This window comes from Gracilimonas sp. B-17 (genome assembly GCF_056857935.1).
The window spans coordinates 70,556-84,031 of the sequence record NZ_JBSXOA010000011.1 but is presented as its reverse complement, the minus strand read 5'-3'; the positions used below and the strand labels follow the sequence as shown (position 1 = coordinate 84,031).

Here is a 13,476-nt window from a genome sequence, read left to right as displayed (position 1 = left end):
ATCACTCGTTCTCCGGCTTGCCTTTCCCCTTGATCTCCTGCCATTTTTTCCACAGTAATGCTTCTCTTCCCTGACTCCCCGCTTTGTACCACTGCTTGTTCTTTAACGCATCGGGTAAATATTGTTGGTCGACCCAGTTATTTGGATGGTCATGCGGGTACCTATACTCATCGGATGCATTCTCAATCCCGAGATGAGTCGCCCCAAGTTTATTGGCTGTTTTGTCTTTCAAATACGGAGGGATATCCTTCACACCCCGTTCGCTGATCTCCCGGTTCACTTCAAAGATAGCTTTGGTACTGTTGCTTTTCGGGCACTGACTCAAGTACAAGCAAGCATGCGACAAAAAATACATCCCTTCCGGCATGCCGCACTTGGTGAACGCATCCTGACAGGCATTGACCATTGTGATGGCATTTGGTTCGGCCAGCCCCACATCCTCACTGGCAAAAATAAGCATGCGACGGAAAATGAAGATCGGGTCATCCCCTCCTTCCAGCATGGCATTCATCCAGTATAAAGCTGCATCAGGATCGGAACCGCGAATGGATTTAATGAAAGCTGAGGCATAGTGGTAATGTTCATCTCCGGTTCGATCGTAGCGGACGTTCCGCCGCTGGATACTTTCCCTGGCAATATCCAGGTCTATAGTGACCTTTCCTTCTTCATCAGGTTTACTTGACAGTACCGCCACTTCAAGAGCGTTGAGGGCATTACGAATATCACCACCTGCCATTTCTGCCAGATGATCAAAAGCATCCTCGGTTATCTCGATCTCTTTCCTACCAAGTCCACGTTCTTCATCCTCCAATGCACGGTTCAACATCAACCTGACTTCATCCATGGTCAGGGGATGAAGCTCAAACAACTGACACCGGGATAACAGGGGGTTGACCAATGAGTAAAATGGATTTTCGGTCGTAGCACCCACCAACGTAATGATCCCTGATTCCAGATGGGGCAACAGAGCATCCTGCTGTGCCTTATTCCAGCGATGGATCTCATCCACAAAGAGGATAGTCTTGCGACCATTCAGTTTTCGAAGCTTTTCAGCTTTTTCCACCACCTTGCGCAGCTCCTTGATGCCATCAAAAACGGCATTGATCACCTCAAACTGAGCTTTTATTTCCCTGGAAATGACATGCGCCAGGGTAGTCTTTCCTGAGCTTGGGGGTCCATAAAATATCAGTGACCCAATGACCCCACTTTCGATCATTCTACGCAGCATCTTACCTTCTCCCACCAGGTGCTCCTGACCGGCAAATTCATCCAGCGACTGTGGCCGCATTCGGGTTGCTAATGGCTCGCTATACTGCGGATTATCTTTTTGGGAAGAAGATCGAAAAGCGCCGGATTTTTTTTCTTCGAAGAGATCCATGAATGAATATCGTGGTAATTGAAAAGTGTATATGTAAGATATGTGGTTTAAGGGAAAGAAGTGGTCAGAATTCAGGAGTCAGAACTCAGCATTCTGATTCCTGAATTCTGACTCCTGAATCCTCTCTAACAACAGCGACTTCTGATTGCCAAATTCATTCAAATACCGATCCAGCTTCACTTTTCTTCGGGTTGAGTCACTGGTCATGTACCTCAATTTGCCAAAGATCGGTCGTTCCTGCCAGGCGCGGTCAAAGCGACCAAAACACCAGAAGATACCGGAGTAGCTGTTGGGGTCACGGCCATCCAGTGCATATTTATTATTGAGCTCGATCATATAATCCAGGGCCGTGCGGTGATCGGACGTCCATTCGATGATCTTTTTTCCCCAAAGCATCCTGAGGTAATTATGCATCACGCCCGTCTCTCGTAATTCAGTTTGAGCCGCATTCCAGATCTCGTCATGGGTTTTAGACTGCTCGAATTCTTTCAGGCTATAGATATACTCTCTTTCATCATCCTTGTGCTTGCCCATCGTTTTCAATGCCCAGTCCGGCAGGCTTTCGAACTGATCATAATCAGGCCGATGATGAGCATAATGAAACCCTACTTCTCGCCATGTGATCACCTCATCCAGAAAACTCTCTATATTTGGATCTCCGTTAAAGAATCCGGAGTTCTTACCATTGTTTGGTGTGATGTCATCCAGGTCCCACCCCTCCGGCTGATGCTCAAAAATCGTCTTCACGATCTCGTACTCACTGATCTTTCCAAAGTGTAGCCACGGGCTCAGACCGCTTGAGGCTTTAGCATCCGGATCGTTCCTCTTATCATCATACTGATGAAGGTTATGAGCCACAAAATGCCCCAGCTTGCCTAAGGCTGCCTGCCGTGTTCCGGTCAGTTCGGCGGCTTTCACCTCATGATCGATCGGTAGGCTTGAAACTGTTTCTTCAATATCATTCAGATACTCATCCCCCCGGGGATAGGTATCTGTAAATGAATTGGAGAGCTTGACTTCTTCTTTATTGCTTAAATCGTCAAGCGGGTCTTTTTTAGGCGGATGGGTAAAGGCCTCCAGAAAATGCTTTTGCATGACCTTGCGAAAAAGGTAAGCAGAATACGGATCTTTATCTGTTACCCTCAGCGGTATGATCCCATTGGAATCGATGGTGATGTATGGGACTTCCAACTTAGATCCCACATTTTCGTTGTGCGTTTTGATAATGAAAACCGGGTACTCATCGGACACAATGGAAACGGCATTTTCAGCCAATTCATAGATCAGGCCTTTTCCCGCTTTTGGTTCAGTCTCCAGATAAGAGTAGAAGTTCAGTCCCCGTTCTTTGGCGTGATCCAGGTTCTCCTTCATCCCCTGCATCATGAAGGTGTGAATACGGTCACTGGCCCAGGGATAGTTGGCGTTCAGTCCCTCATAGATGAGCAGGGGCTTATCGAACTTATTGGCCAGAGCCACTGCATATTCCAGGGCATAATTATATTGAAAGCGCCGGTTGATCTGCATCCAATAGAGGACATACTCCCCTTCCGGATTTGGCTCTTTATCGTTTCTACTGAATTTTCGGTAGCTATTTATATTCTTCATAGTGGTCTGCATTCTGATTTTGCAAACCAATTTGAGTCATAACTAATTCCGAAAACGTAGTACACTTTCGCTATACGGCCTCACTTCCATTTCATAACCAAGTTCAGGCTGCTCAGGGTTGGAAACAGAGATCACAAGCAGAGTATCAGACTGCATGCTCTCAACTGAGTTGTTATACTTCAGGTCTTCCAGCTCCAGATCCTCAATATTAAACGATTCGTTTACCCCATCCTTAACGATCTCAAATTCCGCCACTGCAAACCCAACTTCAGTCAGTTCCCTTCGCATTAAGTCCGATTCTCTGCTTTTTTCTGCACTTTCCATATTACTCTTATAAACACCACTACTATAAGAGTATAGGTGCTTTATCTCCACCGGAATGATCATCAGCGACCCAATACAGATCGCTCCGCCAACGTACCAATACCAGGGCTTGGCATTTTCCTGATTCTTTTTAGCCAGCTTGAATCCCTTAAAAAAGAGGTAAGGGCCCACCATCAGGAACATTACAATATTGAAATAGATGGAAGCAGTCAGCCAGGTGATCGAAAACCCTTCTACGGCATCACCACCAAATAGGTTGATCGCATCAATGGTACCAAGAGCGATAACGATATTAGTGGGATGATAATTAAATAAATAATCGACAGCTTTTGGCAAAGGATTCCAATTGTTTTGAACGTATTCAAACCCAAATGGCACCAACACTACGATCATCACCAGAATGAGCCATTCATTAAACCTTCTAGTTGAGAACTTCATAGCTGACTCCTTCCTGGTTTAAGGTGAATCTCATTTCGAACCGACCAACTTGCCCGTCATAATTTTCGTAATCAGTATCTGACCCTATTGAGACATCTGCGACTACGATCACACGTACTTCATCGGCTTCCTCATCGATTTCATAGAAATGATTCAGGTTATCCTCATCTATATCGGCCATCGAGCTATCCCCGGCGGCCTTTCGGAGATCGAAATCAGATAAATAGATTCCATCTTCACCTATTTGCTCATTCATCATGTCTTTAAAGGTGGCCACAATAGATTCCCTGTCATTTTGGTGATACTGTCCCAGTACGTAGATCAATTTTTCACGGACATCGGCCTGCGTGCCCCCGGAATCGATGGTCTTACGTATCTCCAGCAGAAGATCTTTTTGGTAATCCTTTCTTCCATAATCATGGGCAAAAGCGATCGCATGAAACAGAACGCCTAACACAACCAGTCCATATACGATTCTGTATGCCCCTTTCGATTCAAACTCGTTTTCGCTTAAGCTCAACATCCTTCCCAGAAATATTACGGCAATGACCAATGCGATAAACAAACCTAACCAGATCTTTCCAAAATAAAGCGGGATAAAAAAGCCTAAAGCGGCAAATGCGATGCCCCCGAATAAGAGCTTTGTTTCTCTTTCCATAAAACAACAGTTATTAATGTTTTACGGAATAAGCGTATATTTTAGAAATAATGCAAGAAGCCAAAATTCTCAATGATATTCGGAAGCTTCTACTCCGGCGGAGCCATAAAAGCGGGACTTACAGGGTCATCAACAATATTTTCAACGATCTTCTCGATCTCTTTTACCTGTTCATCTGTCATTTCCCACCCAAAGACATCCTCAAAGGTCACCTGCTCCGGCTTTCGCGCACCCCATATAGCGGAATCAACCCCTTTGTCCAGTATCCACCGGACTGCAAGCGGCAGCACATCTTTGTTGAAGGTTTCAGATGCATACGTTTTGAGGCTGTCCACAGCTTTAAGGTGTTGCCTGAATGTCTCCCCTTGAAATTTCGGGTCTGCATTTTTTCTCATGTCACCCTCATTGAACGTGGTTTGCTCATCCATTTTTCCGGATAGAAGTCCCCTGCACAGAGCACCATAGGTCAGCAAGGTGATATTGTTGTCTTTGCAATAAGGGAGTACATCCTTTTCAATGCCTCTCTCAAACAGGTTATATGGTGGCTGGCAAACATGGATAGGAGCTGTCTCACGAAATGCTTCCATTTGTTCCGGACTGAAGTTTGACACTCCGATAGCCCTGATCTTTCCCCCTTCCAGCAATTCGTTCATGGTTGAGGCCGTCTCTTCAAAGTCAGTCTTGGTATCGGGCCAATGAATTTGGTAGATGTCAACATAGTCAACCTGTAAACGATCCAGAGAATCGTCGATCTCTTTAAGTATCCGGTCCCTTGTTGAATTACGGGTGACCTCACCCTCATCATTCCATTGCAATCCCACTTTGGTGGCAATTTTGATGTCTTTGCGGTGGCCATATTCTTTTACCGCCTTGCCAACCAGTTCTTCGCTTTTCCCAAAACCGTAAACAGGGGCCGTATCAATAGTCGTAACTCCCTTATCCAATGCGGTTAAAACGGTATCGATCGCTTTTTGGTCATTGGAGCCACCCCACATCCAGCCACCGATAGCCCAGGTTCCTAATGTTACTCTTGATATCTTAAGATCCAGATCGCTTACTTGTGTAAACTCCATTATGTGAATTTTATTAATTAATTCATGTACCCTAACGATTTAGTGACTCAATGAATTTCATGGATGATTCTATTATAGCCTTTTTATCCTCTTCACTCTTCTTGTCAAACATGTTCACCATAAAATTTGAACGGCCGTTTTTTGAGAACGTATCTCTTTGCTTGTCGATAAAATTCCAGTAGAGATAATTAAAAGGGCAGGCATCCTCACCTGTTTTCTTGCTGATCTTGTACTCACAGTGCTTACAATAATCACTCATCTTATTGATGTAATTACCGCTGCTCACATAAGGCTTGGAGGCCAGCACCCCACCATCTGCGAAGGTTGACATTCCCAATACATTTGGAAGAACCACCCACTCATAGGCATCCACATACGCCAAATGAAACCACCTATTCAATTCACGAGGATCGGTTTCGGTCAGATTGCTGAAATTGCTAAGTACCATCAGGCGTGGAATATGATGAGAATATCCCTCATCAATAACAGGTTTGAGGCATTCACTCATGCAACTCATTTTAGTCTCACCCGACCAATACATCTCCGGTAACTTATTTGTGAAACCAAAATGATTGGCTTCCCGCACTTCCGGCATCATAGACTCATAATAGATCCGTATGTACTCCCGCCACCCGATGATCTGCCTGATAAAGCCTTCCACCGAATTCAAGCGTGCCTCTCCATTTTGATAGGCTTCCTCAGCTTTGTCACATACTTCGGTGGGTAGTAACAACCCATTATTCAGGTACACTGATAGCTGTGAATGAAACAGATCATACTTTCCATGAGCCATCGCATCTTCATATGGGCCAAATTCATCCAGCCGATCTTTAATAAATTCATTCAGCCTGTAGAGGGCCTGTCTGCGCGTCACTGCATAAGTGAAATCATCACTCTTGCCAAAATGATCCGGAAACCACGCCTCCACCATCTCAATGACTTCCCCTGTGATCTCATCAACTTCAGTTTCTGCAATAGACGGTACGGGGTGATCCTTTGGCAGCTTCTCCCGGTTTTGCTCATCATAATTCCACTCGCCTCCCTCCGGCTGATCTCCATCCATTAGGTATCCGGTCTTGCGGCGCATTTCCCGATAGAAATATTCCATCGTCCATCCTTCCTTTACCCGCTCTTTGTATTCTTCAATGTCAGCCAGGAAGAAATTGTTTGATATCTCATTCACGCGACTCTTGAACTCTGATCGAATACTTCGAAGTCTCTCTCTTGTGTCCCATTCAGACGGAGTCATATAAGTTATGTTGAGATCCTGATATTTCTTTAGCACCCCTTTCAATCCATCGTCATAATGCTCTTTAGTTGAATGGTAGAGAACGGGGAAGCCATCCTCTGCACATTCCAAAGCAAAGTGACGCATGCTGCTCAACAGATAGATCAGCTTCTTTTTATGGTATGGCAAGCTTCTGCCTTTCTCCCCTGATTCAATGAAGACCAACAGTGGCTTTTCCTCACGTATCCAGCTTGGCCATGTATCCAGATTCAGCTGATCATGTAAGATAAAGACGGCTTTTTCATGCCCTATTATCTCAGGCTTTGATATTTTACCGTCAATATGGGATAAAAAATCTCGCTTATTCATGCTTACAAAATAATATTTTAGGATATATACGTTCCAAATTGCTTTATTAAACAAATATTCTTGAATTTTAATCTATTACTATTATATTAGTACTAACTAATTAGATCACTGCCATGAGAAAATCACTGACACCGCTTGGAGAATCGGAAATGGAAATCCTGCACCACGTGTGGGCATTGGGCGAAGCAACTGTAGCCCAGGTAAGAGAGCGCATCCTCAAGGATCGTAAAGTGGCCTATACCACGGTCATGACCATCATGAAGAATTTGAACGACAAAGGATTTCTAAAGTACTACAAAGATGGTAATACCTATGTATATAGCGCACGCATTGAGCCGGAAGAAGTCCAATCCAATCTCGTATCCGGTCTGATCGATAAAGTTTTTAAGGGATCGACCTCTGCTTTGGTACAAACACTGGTGAAAGGCGAGAACATCAGTGAAAAGGAATTAAAAGAACTTCGGGATATGATAGATAACATGGAGGATCAATAATGTATGAACTCGTTTATTATTTGAGAGAGATCGGGAATTTTAGCCTGGATGCCATCTGGTTTCCTCTGGCAATATGGACGCTGTGCTGCGGGCTGGCGTTCTTAGTACTGCGTAACCGTGAAGGGTTGAATCCCCTTTTTCATTATCACCTGCGAACAGCTGCCCTGCTATCCCTACCCTTCGGTATTGGAGCTGCAGCGCTGATGAACAGAATTCCGTCCTGGTTTGCTGAATCCAACATTGAAACGGCTTTTTTTGTGGTTCAGAATCCTATTGAGTTAGTACCTTCAGGCGGTGACTCATCCACAGAGCTATCAATAAATTGGTTAGAACCTTCTCTATTGATAGGAGCAGCAACTATACTCCTGGGTCTCATTTCTATGTATATGGTCGGGAGATTGATCAGCAGCTACGTGGCATTGAAGTCATTATATAAGAACCTGAACATCACTGAGCTGCAGGATGTACTTACGGTTGAACCGAATAAGGACCGGGCCGTTAAATTAGCTTTTCATGATCATCCGCTGGTTCCATTCACCTTTGGATGGAAGCAGCCGGTGATCGTGCTACCAAAATTATTGCAGCACGAACCGGAAAAACTGGAGATGGCCCTTCAGCACGAACTCACCCATATCAAACGCGGTGATTATCTGCTGCAGCTGGCCTTATCCATGATCGAATCGCTCTTTTGGTTTCATCCCCTCATTCGGTATGGCAATCAGGAGATCGACACCTACCGGGAAATTTCCTGTGATCAGGAAGTGCTTTCCAGATCCGATTTCTCCATAAAATCCTATGCCAGCCTGCTTTATGAGTTAGTTCCTTTGAGCAGCGGTGCGGGACGGTTGTCAGTAAGCATGGCAGTGAAGAACTCAACCTTAAAGAAACGGATAAAAACCATGAAATATCATAAACTACATAAAGCCTCATTCAGGCAAAGCATCGCATTTTTATTGCTGATGATCGTCGGCATCACGCTTCCGATTGCCTGCTCTGATCTTAGAGGGCCTGAAGGATTAAGTGAACAAGAACTTATAAACACAAAGATTGATATTGGAGAGTCTACATTGCTCGTAAATGGAAAAGAAATCTTTAATTATCGTAAACGAAACGATAATTACGATCTACCACCCTTGAGTAGTGGATTTGCTTTATCAGCTAAGGACTATGGTACTATCGTGTTTTCAGGAGTAGAATTCGATGGGGCTACTCAAAATGGCACTATTTCAGGGAATAAAATTAGCTTCGAGACCAATGGTCTTCGATTTGAAATAAAAAAATCTACAAACTCATTTATTGATGGGGATGCAAAGTTATGGGTTAGACACCTGCCCAAAAAGGTTCCTGCTACCTGGAATTCTTCAGTTATTCCTTATTCAAAATTAAAAGAAGTTGATTTTTCAGAGTGGCCTTTTAGAGATACAACACCTTCCAAAACTAATTCAGAAGAAGACTTCTTCGTTGTTGTTGAAGAAATGCCCAAGCTCATAGGCGGCATGAAAGCCATCCAGAGTAAGATCGAATATCCTGCATTGGCAAGGCGGGCCGGAATAGAAGGAAAGGTAACCGTTCAATTCATTGTGACTGAGAACGGTGACGTTGAAAATGCCGAGGTGGTACGCGGTATAGGCGGTGGTGCAGATGAAGAAGCACTTCGGGTCGTTAGAGAAGCCAAATTTGAACCGGGCGTACAGCGAGGCCGTAAGGTAAGGGTCCGTTATGCCATGAGTATCAATTTCAAACTTGAGGATGCAAACTTTAGTGCAGAAGAGCCTTCAAATTAGACATCCCAACACCACCCTTTTGAGGTAAAAGAACACATCATTATATGATAGTATTAAAGCGGAGTTTGATCACTCCGCTTTTTTTATGAACTTTTTTTGCAACATCTTTTTTGAGTGGGCGTAACAAAGGTTAGATTATAATCAAATAAACAATTTCATCATGCCAGCTAAACTCAAAAAATCACGCACCGATAAAATGCTTGCAGGCGTTTGCGGTGGCTTTGCGGAATACCTAGGATGGGATGCTACCTTGATCCGTATACTATTTATCTTATTGATCTTTCTAGGGTGGGGCTCTCCTATTCTACTTTATTTCATTCTTGCAATTGTAATGCCCGACTAAGCCCTTCTTGTAAAAGTCGTGCCGGCTTAGCATCTTGACCTCCAACTTAATCTGGAGGGTTTATGAAAGTTGGAATAATTGGAGATGCCACGAGGGCTGTAGCCTGGGAGCGTCATCTGCGACCTCATCAGATCGTACAGGAGGTTGAATTATGTCCTGGCATTGCTGAATTAGGGGATGTTGATGCTTGTTTCTTAGTCGATGAATCTGAATATAATCTGGACCTGCTGTTAGATGCCATACATCAGGGGCTAAACTGTTTCCTGGTGGCTTTGCAACCAACCAATACCAAAAAATTGGAGACCATCTACAGAGCTTCAATGGAAGCCGGTGTGCATGTACAGTTTTCACACTGGCCCACCCTTGCACCTGCCACACAATGGATGATCGATCGTATGGCCCGCCCCTCCTTTCTCAGTATTACCCGGGAAATACACTATACCCAATTCATGAATACCAAAAATGAATTCAGGCACTATTGGATAGATGAACTGGGATTATGTATGAAATGGGTCGATAGTGGTATTCATCATATCGAAGCAAAACAGGTGTTATTAAATAATGTTCACCCATCAGCACTGCATTTATTCATCCGCTTTGATAATGGTTCCACCGCAAACATCAATATTTATACCGGGGCTTCCTCTAACAGGCATAAACGCATATCTGCAAACAAAATGGAGATCTTTGAATGTGATGCACCTGAACAGGAAGTTCGCATTGGTCGGTTAAACTCAGGTGACCATCTGTTTTTTGAGAAACAAACATTTGATCCTGCCAAAGCGGCTGAAAAAGCAGCACTTATGTTCTTGAAGTCAGTACAAATGAAAAGGGAGACGCCCTACACCCCATACGATGCTTATCAATTATCACTCCAGGTTGAACAAGTAGAAAAACGCCTCTCACAGTACCGCTGAGCCCTATGTTAACTTAATGTTAACTTTTCGTTAACAAACCATTTACATTGAGTTAACAATTCCTTAACATTGAGGGAGAACAAGTGGAGAAATACTATGAAGAAACTATTATCAGCATTACTATTTGCATTGATCTTTTCTGCCGGCCTTTATGCACAGCAAACGATCAAGAATGTTGAACATGAATATGTGATCACACATGTTGAAAACAATATTTATGACGTTAAGTTTTTTGATAATGAAGGTAATATCCTTCAAAAAGGTCAATACTGGAAGGTTGGAAACGAAGTAAAACCACACGGAACGTGGGTTCTTTATGGTTTTAATTCTGACAAAGTAATTACCAAAGCCGTTTACGACAAAGGTGAAAAACTAAGTATTGAAACTATTATTGATGGAAAAGTAGTCAAGGCTAATAAAGAGCTGATAGCTACCAAAAATTAGTAGCAACTACGTTTCCACTATTCAACAACAATCATCTATTAAATTACTGCACCAATTACATAAGAGGAGGTGCCACTATGAGAGCTAAGTTATACGAAAAATATTACAAACTGGGATTTGACCATTATATCTATAAGAACATTTTTGGGCTACACAAGCCGGATAAAAATGTAAAACGATTCTACTACCTGATCATCGCTGCGATGCTGATGATAGGTATGGCCATTTCATGATAATATAACATGGTCATTTCTTTGGCTTCATGGCCTTGAATATCTTTTTCAGTTTACTTCGTGGCATTAAGCCGTCTATAAAGTTAAACTGACCGGCCTGAAGTCTTTCTCCTCCATCTATGACCACACATTCACCGGTCATATAAGATGAGAGGTCAGACATTAAAAACACTGCCAGATTGGCGAGCTCTTCCGGCTCGCCATATCTTTTTAAGGGAACTTTTTCGATGAATTTCTTTTCCATGGTCTTTTCAGGTACCAAACGTGACCAGGCCCCTTCCGTTGGAAATGGACCGGGAGCTATTGCATTCAGCCTGATGCCATATTCTGCCCATTCAAAAGCAAGAGATCTTGTCATGGCTAACACTCCAGCCTTACCACATGCCGAAGGTAATACAAAAGCACACCCGGTTCCCTCTGCATAGGTTGTTACCATATTCAGAATATTCCCTTCCCTTTTATTGTCGATCAGGTAATTCCCAAAAACATGCGTACAGTTAAAGCTGCCATGCAATACGATATCAATTATAGCCTTAAACCCCCCAGGTGTCAGATCCTCTGAAGCGGACAAGAAGTTGCCGGCTGCATTATTCACCAAACCTTCCAGTGAGCCAAAATCATCAATGATTTGTTCAAACATTGATGTTACACCGTCATAATCCCTGACATCACATTTATAGTACCTTGCTACAGCTCCTTCTCTCTCCTTTTCAATTTCTTTTACTGCCTTTTGAAGTTTTTCCTCTGTCCTCCCACATATAGCAACATTGGCTCCTGTTCTTGTAAATGCTTTAGCCATTGCTAACCCAAGGCCGCTGCCTCCCCCGGTTATTAAAATGGTCTTTCCTGAAAGAGTATCGTCTGTATACATAAAATTGAATTAATGGTTGTTTCATTGTACCCGTAGGGGCAATTCATGTATTGCCCCTACGGGTACAATATTTTGAATTAAAACCACTGTTGAATGATTCTATATCCTTAGATTCTCAAAAATTCCTGCTGCCCCCATTCCCCCACCAATACACATTGTAACCAACCCATACTTTGACTCGCGGGCTTTCATCTCATACAATATTTGCGTGGTCAACTTGGCTCCGGTACAACCAAGCGGGTGACCCATAGCTATCGCACCACCGTTAACGTTCGTGATGTCCTCATTCAAACCTAACTTTCTGATAACTGCCAGCGACTGTGAAGCAAAAGCCTCATTCAATTCGATAAGATCCATGTCGGATAATTTCAATCCCGTTTTATCCAACACTTTGGGTACAGCTTCAATAGGTCCGATCCCCATGATCTCTGGAGAAACACCGGCTACCTGAAACCCAACATATCGAGCTATTGGCTCTATGCCTAATTCCTTTACCATCTCTCCACTCATGACCACGACACCAGCGGCTGCATCATTCATTTGTGATGAATTACCGGCCGTCACGCTGCCACCTTGTTTGAAGGCCGGCCGCAACCCGGATAAAGCCTCCACAGAGGTTTCTGATCTTGGACCTTCGTCCTGTTTGAATGTGAATCTATCTTTTACCACATCACCGGTGGATGTAACTTTCTTTTCATGAACTTCTACAGGAGTGATCTGCTCATCAAACTTTCCATCTTCCCAGGCTTTGATCGCTCTCTGATGACTTCTGTACGCAAATTCATCCTGATCTTCCCGGCTTACTTTGTACTTATCAGCTACATTTTCTGCCGTAATTCCCATACTTACGTAAACACCGGGTTTATCATTTACCAACTCCGGATTAGGCTGAACCGACATACCACCCATTGGTACCAAACTCATAGATTCAACCCCACCGGCAACGATCACATCTGCCCCGCCGGCCATAATGCATTCTGCCGCCATGGCAATGGTTTGCAATCCTGATGAACAAAACCGGTTTACCGTAACACCGGGTACCGAATCAGGTAAACCACCCAGGATCGCTATTTGCCTGGCCACATTAAGTCCCTGAGAAGCTTCCGGGAATGCGCAACCCATGATCACATCCTCGACCTGATCAGGCTCCAGCCCTTCTGTACGACTCAGTAGGTCTTTAACAACAGCCCCTCCCATTGAATCCGGCCGGGTAAACCGCAATGACCCCTTATTTGCTTTCCCACATGGAGTTCGAACTGCCGCAACGATGTATGCTTCATTTTTAGACATAATTTTAAATTCTTCAATTTTGAATTT

At 43.7% G+C, this 13,476-nt stretch carries 14 protein-coding genes; 6 read left to right on the top strand and 8 right to left on the bottom strand.

The window, feature by feature from the left end; genetic code table 11:
* Position 1: 1 nt before the first annotated feature.
* The 6 genes from AC13FX_RS05220 to AC13FX_RS05195 all read right to left on the bottom strand — a co-directional run bounded on the left by AC13FX_RS05220 (position 2) and on the right by AC13FX_RS05195 (position 7,073).
* Positions 2-1,378, bottom strand: coding sequence for a replication-associated recombination protein A (locus AC13FX_RS05220; RefSeq protein ID WP_482879446.1), 1,377 nt, complete (start codon positions 1,376-1,378; stop codon positions 2-4).
* A 78-nt stretch (positions 1,379-1,456) separates the two neighbouring features.
* Complete coding sequence (locus tag AC13FX_RS05215) at positions 1,457-2,983, bottom strand: hypothetical protein (RefSeq protein WP_482879444.1); 1,527 nt, start codon at positions 2,981-2,983, stop codon at positions 1,457-1,459.
* A 42-nt stretch (positions 2,984-3,025) separates the two neighbouring features.
* A complete protein-coding gene (locus AC13FX_RS05210; RefSeq protein WP_482879443.1) occupies positions 3,026-3,745 on the bottom strand; it encodes a hypothetical protein in 720 nt (239 codons plus the stop codon).
* On the bottom strand, positions 3,729-4,403 hold the full coding sequence (locus tag AC13FX_RS05205; protein WP_482879442.1) for a hypothetical protein: 675 nt from the start codon (positions 4,401-4,403) through the stop codon (positions 3,729-3,731). Before AC13FX_RS05205 ends, AC13FX_RS05210 begins: the two co-directional genes overlap by 17 nt.
* 89 nt (positions 4,404-4,492) lie before the next feature.
* Positions 4,493-5,476 carry an aldo/keto reductase gene (locus AC13FX_RS05200; protein ID WP_482879441.1) on the bottom strand — a complete coding sequence of 328 codons (984 nt, stop codon included), beginning with the start codon at positions 5,474-5,476 and terminating at the stop codon, positions 4,493-4,495.
* A 31-nt stretch (positions 5,477-5,507) separates the two neighbouring features.
* Complete coding sequence (locus AC13FX_RS05195; RefSeq protein ID WP_482879440.1) at positions 5,508-7,073, bottom strand: cryptochrome/photolyase family protein; 1,566 nt, start codon at positions 7,071-7,073, stop codon at positions 5,508-5,510.
* Between the two features lie 113 nt (positions 7,074-7,186).
* Here AC13FX_RS05195 and AC13FX_RS05190 point away from each other — a divergent pair, with 113 nt between their 5' ends.
* The 6 genes from AC13FX_RS05190 to AC13FX_RS05165 all read left to right on the top strand — a co-directional run bounded on the left by AC13FX_RS05190 (position 7,187) and on the right by AC13FX_RS05165 (position 11,288).
* Positions 7,187-7,567 (top strand): BlaI/MecI/CopY family transcriptional regulator, encoded by a 381-nt coding sequence (locus AC13FX_RS05190; RefSeq protein ID WP_482879439.1) that lies wholly within the window; start codon positions 7,187-7,189, stop codon positions 7,565-7,567.
* Positions 7,567-9,351 carry a TonB family protein gene (locus AC13FX_RS05185; RefSeq protein WP_482879438.1) on the top strand — a complete coding sequence of 595 codons (1,785 nt, stop codon included), beginning with the start codon at positions 7,567-7,569 and terminating at the stop codon, positions 9,349-9,351. The genes AC13FX_RS05190 and AC13FX_RS05185 overlap by 1 nt, the downstream gene beginning before the upstream one ends.
* A 160-nt stretch (positions 9,352-9,511) precedes the next feature.
* Positions 9,512-9,694: a PspC domain-containing protein gene (locus AC13FX_RS05180; RefSeq protein WP_482879437.1), complete on the top strand. Its 183-nt coding sequence runs from the start codon at positions 9,512-9,514 to the stop codon at positions 9,692-9,694.
* A 62-nt stretch (positions 9,695-9,756) separates the two neighbouring features.
* A complete protein-coding gene (locus AC13FX_RS05175) occupies positions 9,757-10,611 on the top strand; it encodes a Gfo/Idh/MocA family oxidoreductase (RefSeq protein ID WP_482879436.1) in 855 nt (284 codons plus the stop codon).
* A gap of 96 nt (positions 10,612-10,707) precedes the next feature.
* Positions 10,708-11,055, top strand: a complete 348-nt coding sequence (locus tag AC13FX_RS05170) for a hypothetical protein (RefSeq protein WP_482879435.1) — start codon at positions 10,708-10,710, stop codon at positions 11,053-11,055.
* 77 nt (positions 11,056-11,132) lie between these two features.
* A complete protein-coding gene (locus AC13FX_RS05165; RefSeq protein WP_482879434.1) occupies positions 11,133-11,288 on the top strand; it encodes a hypothetical protein in 156 nt (51 codons plus the stop codon).
* Positions 11,289-11,301: 13 nt separating this feature from the next.
* Here the strand turns inward: AC13FX_RS05165 and AC13FX_RS05160 are convergent, their stop codons facing one another.
* Positions 11,302-12,159, bottom strand: coding sequence for an SDR family oxidoreductase (locus AC13FX_RS05160; protein ID WP_482879432.1), 858 nt, complete (start codon positions 12,157-12,159; stop codon positions 11,302-11,304).
* A 99-nt stretch (positions 12,160-12,258) separates the two neighbouring features.
* Positions 12,259-13,449: a thiolase family protein gene (locus AC13FX_RS05155; protein ID WP_482879430.1), complete on the bottom strand. Its 1,191-nt coding sequence runs from the start codon at positions 13,447-13,449 to the stop codon at positions 12,259-12,261.
* Positions 13,450-13,476 lie beyond the last annotated feature (27 nt).